Origin of the sequence: Anoxybacillus dikiliensis (assembly GCF_050613275.1) — a bacterium.
Taxonomy (GTDB): Bacteria; Bacillota; Bacilli; order Bacillales; family Anoxybacillaceae; genus Anoxybacillus.
Map to the genome: position 1 here is coordinate 1,567,415 of NZ_CP187112.1, position 17,819 is coordinate 1,585,233.

The 17,819-nt window shown below is 40.4% G+C and carries 20 protein-coding genes and 1 pseudogene; 7 read left to right on the forward strand and 14 right to left on the reverse strand.

Annotated elements, in window-relative coordinates:
- Positions 1-2 precede the first annotated feature (2 nt).
- The 4 genes and pseudogenes from ACPF7I_RS08210 to ACPF7I_RS08225 form a co-directional block, all read right to left on the reverse strand.
- Positions 3-1,379, reverse strand: coding sequence for an ATP-binding protein (locus ACPF7I_RS08210; RefSeq protein WP_430743949.1), 1,377 nt, complete (start codon positions 1,377-1,379; stop codon positions 3-5).
- 225 nt (positions 1,380-1,604) lie between these two features.
- Positions 1,605-1,973, reverse strand: coding sequence for a PIN domain-containing protein (locus ACPF7I_RS08215; protein WP_430743948.1), 369 nt, complete (start codon positions 1,971-1,973; stop codon positions 1,605-1,607).
- A complete protein-coding gene (locus ACPF7I_RS08220) occupies positions 1,960-2,202 on the reverse strand; it encodes a hypothetical protein (RefSeq protein ID WP_430743947.1) in 243 nt (80 codons plus the stop codon). Before ACPF7I_RS08220 ends, ACPF7I_RS08215 begins: the two co-directional genes overlap by 14 nt.
- 166 nt (positions 2,203-2,368) lie before the next feature.
- Positions 2,369-2,560: pseudogene (locus tag ACPF7I_RS08225) on the reverse strand (RHS repeat domain-containing protein); the annotation flags it as partial.
- Between the two features lie 146 nt (positions 2,561-2,706).
- Between ACPF7I_RS08225 and ACPF7I_RS08230 the strand changes: the two are divergent.
- Both ACPF7I_RS08230 and ACPF7I_RS08235 read left to right on the forward strand, forming a co-directional pair.
- Entirely contained in the window at positions 2,707-3,237 is a 531-nt protein-coding gene (locus ACPF7I_RS08230) for a helix-turn-helix domain-containing protein (protein ID WP_430743946.1), read from the forward strand.
- Between the two features lie 70 nt (positions 3,238-3,307).
- The gene (locus ACPF7I_RS08235; protein WP_430743945.1) at positions 3,308-3,748 is read left to right on the forward strand and encodes an IS630 family transposase; all 441 of its coding nucleotides are present in this window, start codon (positions 3,308-3,310) and stop codon (positions 3,746-3,748) included.
- Positions 3,749-4,237: 489 nt separating this feature from the next.
- Here ACPF7I_RS08235 and ACPF7I_RS08240 read toward each other — a convergent pair whose 3' ends face one another.
- Positions 4,238-4,528: a hypothetical protein gene (locus ACPF7I_RS08240; protein ID WP_431018932.1), complete on the reverse strand. Its 291-nt coding sequence runs from the start codon at positions 4,526-4,528 to the stop codon at positions 4,238-4,240.
- Between the two features lie 475 nt (positions 4,529-5,003).
- Here ACPF7I_RS08240 and ACPF7I_RS08245 point away from each other — a divergent pair, with 475 nt between their 5' ends.
- Positions 5,004-5,273: a hypothetical protein gene (locus ACPF7I_RS08245; RefSeq protein WP_430743944.1), complete on the forward strand. Its 270-nt coding sequence runs from the start codon at positions 5,004-5,006 to the stop codon at positions 5,271-5,273.
- 25 nt (positions 5,274-5,298) lie between these two features.
- Here the strand turns inward: ACPF7I_RS08245 and ACPF7I_RS08250 are convergent, their stop codons facing one another.
- The 4 genes from ACPF7I_RS08250 to ACPF7I_RS08265 all read right to left on the reverse strand — a co-directional run bounded on the left by ACPF7I_RS08250 (position 5,299) and on the right by ACPF7I_RS08265 (position 9,087).
- Complete coding sequence (locus tag ACPF7I_RS08250) at positions 5,299-6,021, reverse strand: TspO/MBR family protein (RefSeq protein ID WP_430745934.1); 723 nt, start codon at positions 6,019-6,021, stop codon at positions 5,299-5,301.
- Positions 6,022-6,120: 99 nt separating this feature from the next.
- Positions 6,121-7,611 (reverse strand): glycoside hydrolase family 32 protein, encoded by a 1,491-nt coding sequence (locus ACPF7I_RS08255; RefSeq protein ID WP_430743943.1) that lies wholly within the window; start codon positions 7,609-7,611, stop codon positions 6,121-6,123.
- Positions 7,612-7,633: 22 nt separating this feature from the next.
- Positions 7,634-8,215, reverse strand: coding sequence for a Uma2 family endonuclease (locus tag ACPF7I_RS08260; RefSeq protein ID WP_430743942.1), 582 nt, complete (start codon positions 8,213-8,215; stop codon positions 7,634-7,636).
- Between the two features lie 11 nt (positions 8,216-8,226).
- Complete coding sequence (locus tag ACPF7I_RS08265; protein ID WP_430743941.1) at positions 8,227-9,087, reverse strand: amidase; 861 nt, start codon at positions 9,085-9,087, stop codon at positions 8,227-8,229.
- A gap of 110 nt (positions 9,088-9,197) precedes the next feature.
- On the opposite strand from ACPF7I_RS08265, the gene ACPF7I_RS08270 reads away from it, so the two are divergent.
- A complete protein-coding gene (locus tag ACPF7I_RS08270) occupies positions 9,198-9,902 on the forward strand; it encodes a polysaccharide deacetylase family protein (RefSeq protein ID WP_430743940.1) in 705 nt (234 codons plus the stop codon).
- Positions 9,903-9,986: 84 nt separating this feature from the next.
- Positions 9,987-10,817 carry an aldo/keto reductase gene (locus ACPF7I_RS08275; protein WP_430743939.1) on the forward strand — a complete coding sequence of 277 codons (831 nt, stop codon included), beginning with the start codon at positions 9,987-9,989 and terminating at the stop codon, positions 10,815-10,817.
- A 58-nt stretch (positions 10,818-10,875) separates the two neighbouring features.
- On the opposite strand, the gene ACPF7I_RS08280 is transcribed toward ACPF7I_RS08275, so the two are convergent.
- Positions 10,876-11,781 carry a CobW family GTP-binding protein gene (locus ACPF7I_RS08280; protein WP_430743938.1) on the reverse strand — a complete coding sequence of 302 codons (906 nt, stop codon included), beginning with the start codon at positions 11,779-11,781 and terminating at the stop codon, positions 10,876-10,878.
- Between the two features lie 137 nt (positions 11,782-11,918).
- Between ACPF7I_RS08280 and folE2 the strand changes: the two genes are divergently transcribed.
- Entirely contained in the window at positions 11,919-12,818 is a 900-nt protein-coding gene (gene folE2, locus ACPF7I_RS08285) for a GTP cyclohydrolase FolE2 (RefSeq protein WP_430743937.1), read from the forward strand.
- 58 nt (positions 12,819-12,876) lie between these two features.
- Here folE2 and ACPF7I_RS08290 read toward each other — a convergent pair whose 3' ends face one another.
- Positions 12,877-14,019, reverse strand: a complete 1,143-nt coding sequence (locus tag ACPF7I_RS08290; RefSeq protein WP_430743936.1) for a TIGR04053 family radical SAM/SPASM domain-containing protein — start codon at positions 14,017-14,019, stop codon at positions 12,877-12,879.
- A gap of 119 nt (positions 14,020-14,138) precedes the next feature.
- Complete coding sequence (locus ACPF7I_RS08295; protein ID WP_430743935.1) at positions 14,139-14,963, reverse strand: undecaprenyl-diphosphate phosphatase; 825 nt, start codon at positions 14,961-14,963, stop codon at positions 14,139-14,141.
- A gap of 204 nt (positions 14,964-15,167) precedes the next feature.
- On the opposite strand from ACPF7I_RS08295, the gene ACPF7I_RS08300 reads away from it, so the two are divergent.
- Complete coding sequence (locus ACPF7I_RS08300) at positions 15,168-15,299, forward strand: hypothetical protein (RefSeq protein ID WP_003395753.1); 132 nt, start codon at positions 15,168-15,170, stop codon at positions 15,297-15,299.
- A gap of 93 nt (positions 15,300-15,392) precedes the next feature.
- Here the strand turns inward: ACPF7I_RS08300 and ACPF7I_RS08305 are convergent, their stop codons facing one another.
- Both ACPF7I_RS08305 and ACPF7I_RS08310 read right to left on the reverse strand, forming a co-directional pair.
- Positions 15,393-16,271, reverse strand: coding sequence for an Rpn family recombination-promoting nuclease/putative transposase (locus tag ACPF7I_RS08305; RefSeq protein WP_430743934.1), 879 nt, complete (start codon positions 16,269-16,271; stop codon positions 15,393-15,395).
- Between the two features lie 184 nt (positions 16,272-16,455).
- Positions 16,456-17,811: a M20/M25/M40 family metallo-hydrolase gene (locus ACPF7I_RS08310; protein WP_430743933.1), complete on the reverse strand. Its 1,356-nt coding sequence runs from the start codon at positions 17,809-17,811 to the stop codon at positions 16,456-16,458.
- Positions 17,812-17,819: the final 8 nt, after the last annotated feature.

The window sequence follows — 17,819 nt, forward strand, 5'->3', positions numbered from 1 at the left end:
CTTCATTCACTCCTCGGCAACGTAATGATCATGCTTGTCCCTTTTCCAAATTGGCTTATCGCATGAATCGAACCGCCGTGCGCTTCGACAATTTCTTTGGCAATCGCCAGACCTAACCCTGTGCCCCCACCTGTTCGCGACCGTGATTTATCGACTCGGTAAAACCGTTCAAAAATATGTGGCAAATCTTTTTCAGGGATGCCGATTCCTTCATCAGAAATGATGAGGATGATGTTCTTTTTCTCAGTTTTCACATCAATAGAAACAGTAGAACCTTGGCGAGAATATTTTAACGCATTGTCTAAAAGATTTATCATTACTTGTTCAAATCGCTGTTGATCGATATGGACGGTAACGTTTGCATCACAGTGATAGACAAGCGATATATTGTTTGTCTGAAATGCAGGACTTATTTTCTCGTATACTTTTTTTAAGAAAAGGCAAAGCGGGGTTTCCTTTTTCTCGATTTGAAACGAATGTTGATCCATTTTCGCAAGCTCAAACAAGTCTTTCACTAATTTTTGCATATGCTCTGCTTCTTCATAAATAATGGACAAATATTTCGCTCGTTCCTCTTCAGCAATATTCGGTCTGCGCGCAACGTCCGCATATCCTTTCACATATGTGAGCGGGGTGCGCAACTCGTGTGAAATACTCGCTAAAAATTCGTTTCGTTCTTTTTTTAAGTATTCTAAATCCTTTGCCAATGTTTGAATCGCTTTTCCTAACTGTGCCAATTCATCTTCCCCTTTTACTTGCAGGCGGACAGAAAAATCTCCCTTGCTTAGTTTCTCAGTCGCTTGTTTCATGCGAATAAGCGGAATCGTAATGACTCTTGATAAGAAAAAAATCGTCAAAATCGTCAAAAAGACGGACAGAATGCCGACCACGAGAAAATGATGCTTTAATTTGGCAATCATATTTTGAATAGAAGCCGTCCGCTGAAACATATATACATATCCTTTTATCTTGCCGTCCATCCGAATCGGGCTGGCGGTGGCGATATACGATTCTTTTTTCCAGTTGTTTTGCACCACCATTCCACTATGAGGAATGTGAAGGGTATCAGTATAAGGAATGAGTTTTTTCGCAAACGGCAAAATGTGATCGGAAAAATATAAAATGCCTCCTTTCGCATCTGTAATGACAACATCTGTTTCCGCCTCCGACTCCATCATGACGACATGTTCTAACGTGACTTCATCGTAATGACTTTCTAACACGGCCCGATGATTGTTCCCTCTTGCTAGCAATTGTTCAAATTCTTCATCAACCTTCGCATGAACAAGCGTCACATATAAAGCCACAAATAAAACTGTTTCAATCCCTAACACAAAGACAAAAAATAATAGCCCCAATTTAAATGAAAGCTTTCGCACAAACAATTCCTTCCCTTACTGGCGTTTTTCTTCATTATAGCAGAAAAAATATGGAGAAAATGTGGAGAGACGACATGCGCCTGTGAGGTTGAGACAGGGGGCTGCACGATATCTAACTCGATCAGCAAAAAAAGTAACCAGCTTCATCCGTTAGTTTTAGGGAAGTGGTTACTTCTTTTGGTTTAGTTTATATAGTGATAATTAATGTTCACATTCCAATGATGCCTATTCCTTAAGTAACTGATTTAGCTTCTTATCGAACGTATATACCTCGTACCCCTTCACTTTATTATAGGCGTATAAAAGAGTATCAACAAAGTCTAGCCGTCTTTCTTTAAAGAGAATGAGCGCTTCTTCTAATATTTCCATATCATCCACGTCGATATTATCGTACCTAAACAGCTCTAAAAGAGTATCACATATCTCGTCATTTTTTACTTTGTACACTTTTTCAAGAACATAAACAACTTCAACTACTATCTCATTCGGCAATAACACCTTGTTATTTTCAATAATCATTGCTGCTTTCGCTGACAAATCATCATGATCATTAAGCAAATATCTTAGGACAATGTTTGTATCAACGATTTCCATATTTATCCATCACGTTTTTAGACCAAGCATCGCTTTCTTGATTTTGCAAAACCTCATTTTTGTACTTTGATAGAGCTCCCCTCAAGCTCTTTTTTTTCCCTTGTTCTATATCTTCTTGATCTGTATAAGGAAGGATAATAATCTCTACTTTCCTATTCTTTAATCCTTCAGGTATATCTATAAACTTTTCCAAATCATTACTGTGTTTTATTACCCGTACAAAATCCATGCTTTTTCACTCCTTTCAATTAAGGCGGGGCTTATTAAACATATTATACCATTTCACTATGTACGATAACATGAAAATTCGCTTTAATTCTGACAATTCCCCCTGCTTCTAACAACCTTCCCCTCACACAATACCCTCTCCTTGCTCTTTTTCATCCGATCATTTTTATGACGCCATTCACGGTCTTGTGAATGTGGCGGCCGTCTTCGTATTGGTACGTCACAAACGGCGTGCTTTCGCCTTTTCGAGGGATAGCGACAAGCTGGTCGGCTTCGTTCTATTCATATTGGTACTCACCGTCTTCAGTCTGGTTGCCGTTCGCATCGTACGTGATCGTTTCATCGCCGAAACGAACCAACTATAACAATCAAAGACAAAGCCACTACAATGATTCCGGTTAATAAACTATATACATGCACTTTAAGATGATGACTTCTGTATGAACACCTTTTCCCATGGTTATACTGCTCCTAAATACTCATGTGTAAAAGGAGCGGAAAGGACATGAAACGTCTTAAAATGACAAATGATCACGGCTGGACGCCTCGAACCCTTCGGAAACAAGAACGGAAAATCAAAGATGCTTCCCTTCGCGTTCGGGTGACTGCCGTTCGCCTCGTCATGGAAGGTCATCTGGGCAAAGATGTCGCCAAAATGATCAATCTGTGCCGTCAATCCGTTGCCATCTACGTTGCACGTTTTAATGAAGGAGGGCTCGATCATTTACTCGATCGTCGCTTGCCACCAGGTCGCGTGTCTTTTCTCACGGAAGAACAACAACAGGAGATCAGACAACTGGTATTAACCACCACCCCTGTGGATGTCGGCTGGGGCATTTCTTCGTCATGGAACACTCGCATATTACAATCTTACATCCAACAAACTTATGGCGTTTCGATGTCACGGGAAGGCATCCGAAAATTATTGCATCGTCTTCGTTTGTCATGGACACGCCCGACTGATAAGCTCGTCAAAGGCGATCCGGTACTTCAAGCAGCCTTTGAAAAAGAACTCGAGTTTATAAAAAAAAACTAATCACGGACGAAATCGTTCTTCTTCATGCCGATGAGACGCATGTTCGCGCCTATCAAGCGCTTCGTACGACATGGGCAAAAAAACAGTCCCGAGCTACGGTCACCACGCTCACGTGTCCATTTTTGGCGCAGTCAACGTGCAACAAGGGGACGTCGTGTTTCATCGTGCTCCATCCGCCAATGCCGAGACGTTTCTAGACTTTTTACATCTGTTGAAAGAGAAATATGCGAATCGATTCATCGTGCTTGTGTTGGACAACGCGCGTTATGCCAAAATGGTGCGAGCGTTCCTTGATAGTCAAGAAGGTGCTACTTTTCACTTTATCTTTTTGCCACCGTATTCCCCACAGTTAAACCCTATTGAACGGCTATGGAAGTGGCTAAAAGATGAAGTCATTGCCAACGTCTTGCATAAAGATCAAAAAGACATCGCCCAGTCGATTACTCGGTTTGAACACTATGTCTTACAGTACCCAGATGAAGTGTTACGCCGCATCGGGTGTGCTGCGTGAATCAGAGGTTAAAATGTCAATTTGGATGTATATAAAACCATTCGCAAAGATCGCTATATCAGGTATGAATCCCCATATTCCTACCGCTTTGATCGCTCCTTTAGCTGCTCCTTTGATCATCGTCTGTGTTGCTGTCTTTTCAATTCTCCCAGCTGCAAATCTCGTTTCTGCTTGAGATATCTTAGTTCTAACTTCTGCTCCTGTTTCTCTCCAACCATTACGAGCACCTACTGCAGCCAGCCGGACCTACCTTGCTAACAGTATTAGTGGCACCACTCAAATTAATTCCATACGAAGCTGCTACATCCTTTAATCCTTGTTTAATTCCTGATTCGATTCTATTCCATGTAGACATTGCTAACCATCCTTTCCACTAGAAATGAAATGTAGTGATAAGTAATGAATAGCTATATTCCATAGAATCATTTATTTATACAAAAAAGCCTCCTTATTCTTACATCTCCCTATGAAAAATCCAAACAGTATCCCTTATGTTTTTTGATCAAAATGATAGCTATAAGAATTAAAATACTTCTTACCATACGACAGCTTTTCACGCCTTATACGAAAAGCCCCTTCAGCCAGCTTCCTTCCATTTAACAAATACACGAAAAATTTATATTCATTCGCTTTTTGAACATGCTCTAGGAGCTGATTGTACTCAAGTAAAATAACGTGTGCAAAGGTTCTGTGATAATCTCCGCTCTTTCTAGCTGGTATAACGTCTATATTTCCATATACAAGTTCGCCATTATATTCGATGATGATGACGACAGGCATGTCTCTTTTAATACCATAAAACTCCAAAAAAAATACATAGTTCTTGATCATTAATGCTAAAATCACTCGTTGGCTGTAATGGAAAAAGCACCCCTTGATGATTTTTTTCCACCCCCATGCATGTTAAACATTTTACTAGGCGAATACCCTTAAAATTCTCATTCATTTTTACTAATAGGTTGATGTTTATTTCTAAAGAAAATACTTACTACATTTTTGTCCTTTTCCTCCCCCTTTTCGATTACATGATTTAAATCAAAAAACCGTCAGTCGAGTCGATACGACAAGAATTTTCCTTGAATTTCACCTCAATCTCTCTTAAAAAAGGTAAGTACAATTTCACAGCAAACACACCCAATCGTCGCAATATTCACAATAAAATTTCATCTTCTCTTTTTTTTGTCAACATGTTACAATGAAAAAAGGTAAAACTTGAGTGATTTATCAAAAATAACAGAAGAGGGCGATGAGAAACATGGAAATGCTACTCACTGTAATAGGCGCATTGTTAGATTTTTTGTTGTTAGGTCAGTTTAGTTATCTCACAGCAAAACGAAAATTAAAAAATCTGCAAAAAATAGGAATTATTGCACCGCAAAAAACGTTCGATCGAAACACGATAAAACATATGTTAAAAGATCCTAGCATCACTACATATTTATTTTCAAAAACACACTTCAAAAAACTTATTCATGACAAAGACATGCAAAAACAATTTCATGAAGCGATACATAAATATGTATAAATCGCCCATAGGCAAATATGAGCGATTATGTTTTTTCTTTGTATAAAGATGCTGCGCTAATTAATATAACTCCTGCCAACAAAAATGAAACGTATGCAACAAGCGACGCAGTCCCTTGGTTTTTCACCCCGATGCCAACAAACGCCCAAACAAACACAAGCGGATATATGTAATCTCGTTGTCGGATCATGAAAAGAAGGGCTAAAGCTGTCGCAACAAGTAACATCACGATTGCCCAGAATGCATCAGATAATCCAAATCCATCCCAACCGTTATATTTTAAAGTAAATGAAATGTTGGCAATCGTTGCAACACTAATCCAACTTAAATAAATAGAAAATGGAAAAAGATCAAAAAAACGTGGATTCGTACGTTTGACCGCTTTATATAACCATATCAGCGTCAAAAGAAGAGAAAGCATCACAATAACCGAAAAGAAAAAATATTCATAATGCCACACAACAATCCATAACGCATTCAATATACAGCTAATAACAAAAGGAACGAACACTTGGCGATACATAGGCAAGTCGCGGCGTAAAAAAGGAACTTGTCTTAAAATCCAAATTGCCAGTAAGATGTAAATGAGGCCCCAAATCGAAAATACATACCCTGCCGGAGTAAATAGGACGTCCGCTTTTCGCGATATTTCCCCTGTCGTCTGACCATTTAACGGAAGCCGCTCTGCAATGATATTCACAATAACCATAACAACGTATGCAATTATATAAATAACAAATCGTCCCATCATCATCCCCCCATCTCCTCTTTTCTTATTTATACTATTCCTCTCATGTGGACACGATAACCGTTTGAAACAAAAAGAGACGGCTTTGTGTACCGTCTCCTATTCCTCATGCCAAATATCCTTCAATGTCCACGCATCGACGGAAAGAACAGTCACGTCCCCGCCTTCTGCAAATAGTTCGATACCTTGGCTCGTTTCGGATGGATAAATTCTTCCTGTCATCACAAGTCGACCGTCGTTGACAAATAGTTCGACAGATGAGCGATCGATAAAGAAATGAAACGTAATGACATCTCCTAACTGTCCATCTAGCACCGCTCGACGAATGCCGCCCTCTCCTTGTCCAGAACGGTTTCGGTCAAATGTCATCGTACAGTCTTTCACATCATAGCGGAAAACCGTTTCTTCGCTTCCATCACTCGAACAGCGCACTTTCACACCAAATGCGTTCCCTTGAAAATGAGCTAACGAAAAGCGAACGAGCAGCTCTAAACGGTCGCCTTTCACAGGCAACGTATATGTACCTTCTCGGATTGAAATCGATTCCATCCGCACGTGCTCTTCGCGCAGTAACTGCAACTCCGGCACCGGCTTCATCAACAGTTTCTCATCATCCGCTAGTTCCAAAAGACGCGGAATGGTTAACGCTCCGGCCCATCCGTGTTCTTGCGTCGGCATAAGCGACTCCCACATATCCATCCAGCCGAACAAAATGCGTCGTCCTTTTTCATCTTCAAACGTTTGCGCGGCGTAAAAATCAAATCCCTTATCCAACTCTTCAAACGCTCCGTGCGCTAGTTTTCCTGTTTTATAATCGAGCGTACCAACAACATAACCTGTTTGATGAAGGTTTTGGAAACGATCGCCTTCTGGTTCAATCCCTTGTGGTGAAAATAACAAAATATCTTTGTCGTTCAAACGGAAGACATCTGGACACTCCCACATATATCCTAAGCTACCATCGCTCTGTGCAAGGATGTTGACATATTCCCATTGACGCAAATCTTTCGACTTGTATAAAACGACTTTTCCGTTGTTTCCTTCACGCGTCCCAAGCACCATATACCAATCGGCGCCACGTTTCCATACTTTCGGATCGCGAATATGCCCTTGGCAGTCAAACGGCGGCTCGGAAAGTACAGGATTGGACGCGTCTTTTTCAAAATGAACACCGTCTTTGCTTGTGGCAATACATTGGTATTGTTTTAGTTCTGTTTGTTCTTCATTCAACCAAACATTTCCGGTGTAAATAAGAGTGAGCACTCCACCGTCATTTACTGCACTTCCCGAGAAGCAACCGCCTTCATCGTACCATTCGCTCGGCGCCAGTGCAATCGGTACGCGCTCCCAATGTACGAGGTCTTTACTTTTCACATGCCCCCAATGCATCGGTCCCCACTTTGGACTGTCAGGATGGAACTGGTAAAACACATGGTACTCCCCGTTCCATTGAATGAGCCCATTCGGGTCGTTCATCCAGTGTATCGGCGTCATAATGTGATATGCTAAGCGATACGTACTGTTCATTTTTTCTTTTGCTTGTTGTACTCGTCTTTCTGCTTCATAAATGTGCTTCGTATGTTTCGACATACATTTTCCCCTTCCTCTTTGTTTATATATTAGAAAATGAAAAAATATCATGTGTAGAAAACTGTATATTTGAAAACAAAGTTGAGACAAAATGATTGTTTTGCGCATCATATACTTCTTCTAGTTGCAAACGATCGTTATGAAGGACATATTTTTCAATCGTCTGATGCTGATAATCAACAATCCAATATTCCTTTACCCCTGCTTTTTCATAGTAATAACGCTTTAATAATCGGTCGTTTCTTGCAGTGCTTGGAGAAAGAACTTCGACAACGAGGTCTGGGGCGCCATAACAACGCTTGTTGCGCAGTTTCTCTTTCCCACAAACAACTGAGATGTCCGGCAACACCGTGACATTTTCTTTTCCTTTTTGCTCATCTTGGAAAAGAAGCACGACTTGCAAATTGCTTCCAAACACAAAACAAGGGCTACCTTTTAACGCAAATGTGATTTCCCCAATTACATTCGCTACAACCCCCTCATGTTCGTATGAGGCTGGAGCCATGAGCACAGGAACACCTTCATACAACTCCATTCGTCGTTCTCCGACAAGCTCAAAAAACTGTGCAAGCGTATACAGCTGTTTTTCTTCGCGCTCACTCATCTATCTCACCTTCACTCGTTTTTTTCGTTTCTACTCATCCATTGTTCCATATGATGCACAGCGATGCCAGAAAAGCTTTTTGTTCGTGCGTAGTGCTTTTGAACAATCGCCAATTGCTCGTTCATATACGTTTCGTCTTCTTCAAAAAACGAAACGTCATCCCCTTCATCAACCTGTCCTGTTTCAAACCCCACAACAATTTGCTTCCCGTATTTTCTAGCTATTTGCATTTCTTTTTTCACGATGTCAATGATGTCTCTTGCTTGATCGCGATATGCCATCATTGTCACACCGTCTGTATTCGCAATCACCCATTCCGCTAAATTGCTGTTTCCATATTGTACCTTATCAAACCAAAACGGTATATCCACTTCAAACCGTAGCGATCGTTCTTTCGCAAGCTCACGCGCTCGTTGTAACACCGTTTGATACGAAACGATTGCCCCATTTTGATTTGTCCGCCACCACGCATGCAAGTACGGCTCAACGTCTAAATGTACACCGTAAAACTTTTCATTCTTCTCGGCAACGCTTTCATATTCGACCAGCCATCGAAATAAGCGTTCCATTCCTTCTCCATTTTCAATCCAATTTGGCGCCCCATCGAGCGCATACACACGAATACCTTTTTCGGTTGCACGCCGAACAAATTGACGATACGTATCAATCGGAATTTCTTCATCGATTTGCACATATACATCGCTCACTTGTTTTTCTTGTAAAAAAGAGAAAACGCGATCTTCGTCTTTCACAAATAACCATGGGTTCCAAAGCCACGTTGCACGCACCGGCTGTCTTTCTTGTGCAAACAAATATACTCCCCCCACAACAAGTGCGAATAAAAATGCGATGATGCTAACAATTTTTTTCATTGATATCCCTTCCCATTACCTAATTATCTTTATTTTACTACGTCTTGTATAGAAAAGAGAATGACAAAACGACTTTTTTCACATGATATATAAAAAAGCGGGGATGAAAAATGAACGTACTTTTCTTATTTTTGTCTTTGTTGCTCATCACGACAACACCTGTTCACCGAATACATGACGATATTGTTTGGAACGTGCCGACAAATGAAAAAATGGTCGCCATTACATTTGACGACGGGCCAGACATATTATACACTCCTGACATTTTAACGATTTTAAAACAGTATGACGCCAAAGCTACTTTTTTCGTCGTCGGATTTCGTGCTGAAAAATATCCCGACATTATTAAACAGCAAATGAATGAAGGGCATGAAATTGCCAATCATACGTACGAACATCGCGATTTTCGTGGCCAATCAAAAGAAACGATTGTGGAAGAAATACAAAAAACAGAAGAAGTATTGTATAACATTACAGGAAAGCGCCCGACATTATTTCGTCCACCACTCGGATACTACAATCAACGCATCGTGGACATTGCAAAAGAGCGAGGATATACGGTCGTCATGTGGTCGAAGCATCAAGATACATACGATTGGCAAAACCCCGGAACGAATCGAATCGTCCGCCGCGTCATTCGTCACATTCAGCCTGGACAAATTATTTTGTTTCACGACCATGGAAGCGGTAGCCGGAAACAAACTGTTCAAGCATTAAAAGAAATTTTACCGATTTTAAAAGAAAAAGGATACACATTTGTCACTGTCTCAGAACTGTTAAAGCATCATCCAAACTATCGTGATTTAAATTTGTAGCTCCTTCCATCTAAGCATATGTTTTGCTTTCTCATACACTCCATTTCATAATAAAAGGGAAAAATATTGGAAAGGAGCATGAGGATGAAAAGTTTACAAGATGCCGCAACGTTACATAACGGCGTTCACATGCCGTGGCTCGGATTAGGGGTTTATAAAGTGCAAGAAGGCGAGGAAGTCATTCGCTCTGTTCGCACAGCGCTTGAAGTCGGGTATCGTCATATTGACACGGCTGCGTTTTATGAAAATGAAGAAGGAGTCGGGCGAGCGATTCGCGAGTCCGGCATTCGTCGTGAAGAAGTTTTTGTCACAACAAAAGTATGGAATTCCCATCAAGGATATGAATCAACGTTAAAAGCGTTCAACACAAGCTTAAAAAAGCTCGGTTTTGATTATATTGATTTGTATTTAGTTCACTGGCCAGTGAAAGAAAAATATAAAGAAACGTACAAGGCGCTCGAAAAGTTGTATAAAGACGGCTTCGTGCGCGCCATTGGGGTGAGCAACTTCCAAATTCACCATTTAGAACATATTCTTGCTGATTGCGAAATTAAACCGATGGTCAACCAAGTCGAATTCCATCCTCGCTTAACACAAAAGCCGCTTCTTGCATTTTGTAAACAGCATCACATCCAATTAGAAGCGTGGTCACCACTTATGCGCGGCGGCGAGCTATTGAACGAGCCAACGCTTGTCAACATTGCGAAAAAGTATAATAAAACGCCGGCCCAAGTTATTTTACGATGGGACTTACAACATGAAGTTGTCACAATTCCAAAATCCGTCACACCTGAACGTATTGCGCAAAACGCAAACATTTTTGACTTTACGTTAACGAAAGAAGAAATGGATGCGATCGACGCATTAAACGAAAACCGTCGCATCGGTCCAGATCCAGATAACTTTAACTTTTAGCTCATACGTAAACGAGAGATCCTTAAACAACAAGGACTCCTCGTTTACGTATTTTAGTTCACATGCATTCAAGCGTTGGAATAATTTTTTCTCCATCCAGATCTGTACCGATCAATACGAGATTATTGGGGAATGAGAACGAAATCGGTACGAGGCACGGTTCTCCATAGGCGTACTGAAAAATATACGTTTGACTTGGGTCATCCGTAAACCGAACAAATCCTTTTATGCGAAATATATTTTCTTCCACATGTTCCGTCCACTTTAAAAACGTTTTCCGATCAATCGGCTTTTGAAACTCGTACGTCATTGAACGAATGTGGAGATGTTTTTTCACGTGCAACACTTCATGCTTGTTCTCAATCACTATATCATCTCGTTCAAGCAACGCGTCAACACGTATATTTCCATATGTTACACATTGTATACTGGCTCGAGCATTGAATTCTTTTATCTCCTCCATCGCACGATCGACAACAAATTGATCGACACTGTCACACTTATTTAAGATAATATTATCTGCATGCTTAATCTGCTCTGTAATTAATTTAAGCATTCGTCTAGGTAACTGATCACGACTGTTCCATCTCGCGACATCAACAACAGTAATAATACATTTGACACAAATATACGGCGCAATTAAAGGAGATAAGCACGCGTCAAATACGTCAATTGGATGAGCTACTCCTGTCGTTTCAACATATACAACATTCGGTTTATGTTCCTTGTATAAAGATAATAACTGAAGTTCTACCTCATCCTTCATCGTACAACAAATACATCCATTTAGTAACTCTTTCAAAGGGGTATGTTGATCAATTAATAACGAATCAACAGCGAACTCACCAAATTCATTCATGAGCACACTCGCTCGTCTCCCACTATGCTTGTCATTTTGTAAAAGTCGTTGCAAAACTGTTGTTTTCCCACTTCCTAAAAAACCTGACAAAATATATACATCCAAAAGTATTCAACCTCCTTTTCTATTTGATTATAAATGAAAAACGTAATCGTTTCTATTTAAAACGTTTATTTCTTGATTTTTTATTCCATTTTGTAATAATAAATAGTAACCATTACGATTAAAAAGGAGACGAAGAAATGGAACATATACACTTACCTAAAAAAGAAGATCGACTCATATATTTCGGATCCACTAATCCGTTAATGAATAAAACAAAGCCAACTGATAAAGAACAAATGGTTGATTTACAAAGTGAAAAAAAAGATTTCTTTTTTCATATTGATCATGTAGGAATTTGCAATGTCTCGCATCCGATAACAATTGAGTCTAGCATGAAACCGCATGTACAAACAACAATTGGTACATTCACATTAACAACAAGTTTAAATCGGGATGAAAAAGGCATTAACATGAGTCGTCTAACTGAGTTACTACATGAGTACTATGAGAAAAATTGGAGAGTGACTTTACGCTCCCTCCAAGCTTTTTCTAAAGACATGGCAGAACGAATGAAACAGCGCAAATCAACCGTTTCTATCCGTTATCCTTGGTACTATGAAAAAGCAGCGCCAGAAACAGCGCATAAAGGAATGATGCACGCTAACGTATTAACGACCATGACGTATGAACATGAAAAAGGCTGGAAAGCATCGGTCGGTATCGACTGCACGGTCACAACACTATGTCCATGCTCGAAGGAAATTAGTGAATATAGTGCACACAACCAACGTGGTATTGTATCTATCATCGCCGATTTACAGCATGATGCAGAATGGCCAGAAAACTTTAAAGAACAACTTTTACATATCGCGGAATCTAATGCAAGCTCTCAAATGTATTCAGTACTAAAACGGCCAGATGAAAAATATGTGACGGAACGCGCATATGAAAATCCTAGATTCGTAGAAGATCTTATCCGTTTGATTGCCGCTGACTTATATGAACAACCTTGGGTGAAATGCTTTCATATTACATGCCGCAATGAAGAATCTATTCATTTGCACGATGCATATGCACAAATGTCCTTTCGAAAATAAAGAAGCACGTTAAGGTGTCCGTTTCTCACGGACACCTTGTGGTTGTTTGCCACAATAATTAAGCAAACACCGTTCGGGTCTTTTCTTTTCTCATCCCTAAAGGAACGTATATGCAAAACGGTTCACTTTCCATGTAATCACCTGTGACTGCATAGGCGCGAGCGCGGGACCCGCCACAAACGTAGCGAAACTCACAAATGCCGCATTTTCCTTTATATAAGTCTGGTTGGCGCAACTGTTTCATCACTTCCGATTCGCGATAAATGTGAGATAAAGGTTGCTCACGCACATTGCCACATACAATCGGAAGCAAACCGCTCGGCATGACATCTCCTGTATGTGAAACGAACACAAAACCGTTTCCATCATTGACGCCTTTTGGCGCTCGTTTTAAGCCGTCGATCATGGAGGCGTGATCGGTCGTAATCGCATGCTCATAACGAATATCCCCTGCTTCAATTCGTTTTTCGCGCATTTTTTGTTGAATGACAACACGGCGATAATGTTGTGCTGCTGTCGTTTTTATATCATACGGTGCCGTTTTACTTAACTCATACAACCAACGGAACACTCGTTCATGTTCCTCAGGGCTAATGCAATCGCCCATTTGTCCACGGCCGGTCGGAACGAGTAAAAAAATATACCACATTACTGCCTTTAACTCTGCAACTAATTTCGCCATTTGTTCTAAATGATCGTAGTTATAACGCGAAATGACTGTATTAATTTGTAATGGCATATGTAACTCATTTAAATAACGAATATTTTCAATCGTTAAATCGAACGAGCCCGGCGTACCGCGAAATCGGTCGTGAATGTCAGCGGTCGGTCCATCTAAACTAAACGCCCAGCGCGACAGTCCGATCTCTTTTGCTTTTTTCATTTTTTCTTTCGTCACATTTGGCGTTGCACTCGGTGTAATCGAAACGCGCATTCCTTTTTTGATCGCATATTCGGCCAAGGCGAACAAATCTTCACGCATCATACAGTCGCCACCTGTAAACACAAGCATCGGATTGTTCATGCTGTAAATGTCATCAATTAACCGAATGCCTTCTTCGTGTGTCAACTCACGCGGATCTGGGACAGGTTGGGCATCGGCGCGACAATGGACACATTTTAACTGGCAAGCTCTTGTCACTTCCCAAATGACGATAAACGGATTTTCGTTATAATCTACCGCACGCGCATGTTCATGCATATGTCATCACCAGCTTTTCGTGTTATTTTTCACATTCATTATAGACTTATTTTTTCATCATGCGTTCGTGCGTTTTTGACGACTTTTTAAACAAAAAATCTCCACCAAAATCGTGGAGATTACGCAAAATAAACAATATAAATAACTGCCGCGAGCACGATGCGATAAATGGCAAATGGCACAAGGCGAACGCGGTTAATTAAACGCAAGAAAAAGCGAATAGCTAACAACGCAAAAACAAAAGCACTAATAAAACCGACAATGAAAAATGGTAAAGCATCCATCGTAATGTACTGCCAGTTTTTTAACAACGAAATAGCGCTTGCCCCCGCCATAATTGGTACAGCCATAATAAATGTAAAATCAGCGGCAGCGCGATGACTCATTCCGACAAGTACGCCACCTGAAATGGTCGACCCCGAACGAGAAAACCCTGGCCAAAGGGATAAGCATTGGACGAGACCGACAATGAAAGCTTGCTTATACGTTATATCATCTACTGTTTGCGCTACTTTCGTTCGTTTTCTGAAACGGTCTGCTGCGATCATCAACAAGGCCCCAAGCACGAGCCCAATGAGTACCGTTTCCGTCGAAAACAAATGTTCATCAATATAGTCTTCAAATAAAACACCTAACACCCCGGCAGGTAAAAGACCGATAAAAATGTGCATAAGTGTCAACCGCGGTCCTTTTCTCACTTCGCCTTTTCGTAAATAAAGCAATTCGAAAAATTTATCTTTAAACACGACAACAGCAGCTAAAACGGAACCGAGCTGAATGACGACTTTAAACGTATTCGCCCCATACTTTCCTAAAAAGTCACTTGACTTTAGCCACATATCATCAACGATAATCATATGACCTGTCGATGAAACAGGCGCAAACTCTGTCACTCCTTCGACTAGCCCTAAAATGAGCGCTTTCATTAACTCGATTATATGCATGTATGTTCATCCTTTCTAAAACGGTAAAATATGTATAATCCCTTCCATTTGCCTACTCTATTGTACTACAAACCTTCCATTTCTACTACATGTACATAAAAATCGTATCATTTTTTAAAATAATTATATAACAGTTGTTGATTTTTTATTTCTGTTATAATACAATATAACTAACAAAAGAAACGTGCGAAAGGAGTTTTGTTTATGGATATGTACACAAAAGCTTATCAAAGATACGTTGAAAAATGCAATGAGTTTGGAATCGAGGCGATTGACTTAATCGAATTTATTCGCAACTTAACAACTGAACAAGTGAAACATATGTTGCAACATTAAAGATTGGAGTGAAACGATGAACGTAGATGTAGATGTAAACGTATGAATCCCCCATTTTATTCTGTAAACAGAACGAAATGGGGGATAACAATGTTACTTCAACCTTTCAATCTCTTCCACAGACAACTCCGTCAGTTCATGAATCGTTTGTATATCGTAGCCTTTCTCCAGCATCTTTTTTGCAATATGACGTTTTTCTAGCTGTAGTCCTTGTTGTAATCCTTGTTCCACTCCTTCTCTTAAACCTTTTTCTAACGCTTTTTTCTCATATGAAATGATTAACTCCAACACTTGTTCTTTTTCTTTCGTCTCCATTTCATTCACCTCGTTTCGTAATTGCTGTTCTTCTTCGTCTGACAGTTTAACATATGTTTCAAAAAAGCCGATTAACAGTCGTTGCTTTGCTTCGTCTAATTCCATGCGCACAATCATTCGTAAAAATTGTTTCTTCAGCTCTACTCGTTCACTTTCAGTATACCCCATTTTGCTTAACAACGCAGCCGCGATGGGGTTGTCATGGCGAATGTAATCACGCCAGTTTTGTTTACGCAACTCAACTGCAAGAAATTGAAATTGGAGCACATCGAAAAACGGAAACTGGAGTATAAATGATGAAGGTTCATTGCGAAGATGATCGTAGCTAAATACCGCAATTGGCAAAATAGGTTTACGATGCTTTTCAAACAAACGGCTAAAGTAAATAAACATCCGTTCTCGAAATGACAGTTGCACATAACTTTGATTTTCAATATGGACGATAATCAAACCGTCCTCCCCTTTTAATTTTGTTTCAACAAGCAAATCAACGCGATACTTCTCCCCTGCCGTCACATCCGTGAACAGTTCCTCTGACAAAAAAGCTACGTGCTGAAAGTCGATATGCTCATGCACATACGGGAAGAAGAGAAGAACAAACTCCTCAAAAAACGTTTGAATCAACTCTTTAAACAACCGATCATGATCAATGGACATATATGCACCTCACTTTCCGTTTTGGTGCATATTTCGACAAAAGTAGCGATGTTCCTGCTTTAGAAATGGAAAAGCAGAGAGAAAAATTATTGCTCTCTGCCTCTTCTCAAACAGTGCTTGGGGGCGTTTCACTACAGTACTATCTGCTTTATCACTGGTACCAGACACTGTTCCCAAGCACTTTTTATTTATGCCCCACACCTACACCTAAGCCACGTGCCGCCCGTAACAAACCCCTTGGTTCATTCAATGTTGCTTGAACGAGTCGTACCGTCTCATAGCAAGCATCCGTGTTTAATGTTTCATCTTCTGTATGTTCTTTTTCATACCCGACAGATAAGTTCACACTTTGAATGCCATGTTCTGCCCAAATTCTCGTATCGCTACTTCCCCCTGCAGTACATCTCCAGCCCGTTAATCCAACTTCGGAAGCGACCTGTTCGAAAAACTGTCCGTATTGAGCATCGCAAAACTTTTCAACGGCCCCGCATGAGGTGACGATATCGCCACTACCTCGCCGATCAACAACAATTGCCGCATCGACATCCCAAAGAAAATGTTCGTCAACATGTCTTGCACCAACAAGCCCACATTCCTCTTCGACTGTAAAAATAAACTTAACTGTCCCATTAAAAGCTGACGTGTCAAGCCATTTTGCCATTTCAAGTAAAATTGCCACTCCCGCGCGATCATCTGCTCCTAAAATGCCTTTGCTGCTCGACCAAATCGCTCCTTGTTTCACAATTGTTCTTCCTGGCGCGAAAGCTTCTACCGTATCTAAATGAGCGTTCAACAAAATCGTCGGTCCATGTCCTGTTTTGCATTTCTTTTGTGCAAGCAAGTTTCCATATCGATCGGTGGTGATGTTGTCAACATAAGGGGCGAGTTTCCCATGCACAACCGTGCGAATGTCATCTTCATTTCCACTTTCCCCTGAAACACTAAGCAACTCTTCAAGTGTATGAAGAAACAACATTTTCCGAATATATTCTTCACCTTGTTCTAGCCAATTTATTTGTACTTTCCGCATGTGCTCAGCGAGATCAAGAAGTCGTTCTCTTTTTGTCAAAAATACGACCTTATGAAAACGAGAATGCCGCAAGTGAACATTAACTTGAAGTGCATTTAACAACTGCAACGCTTTCTCGATATTTGTCCGCTCATCAAAACACACATAAGGACTTCTTTCCCCATGCCCGTCACAACAAAAAACGGTACGTAGCCCCAAACGATTCAACTCACGAATGATACCGCTCATATACGTATCTAACTCAAATACGTTCGGTTCTTCTAGCCCTAGTGACTCACTAACTCCGCGCCACGGAACATCGACTGCTTTCAGCCATTGTTTTTCACTAATCGGCGGGCTATCAATCGTTAATACATCGTTCCAAAACGTATAATCGACATTCGCTACATCCAAACTTTTCAACAAAAACTCGACGTTTTCTTTTCTCTCGTTGGTACAAATAAACTCATTCGGATGCTTTTCCTCTAAAATAAACCCTTGGCGAATAAATAATTGATTCCATGTTTTCATCTCGTCAT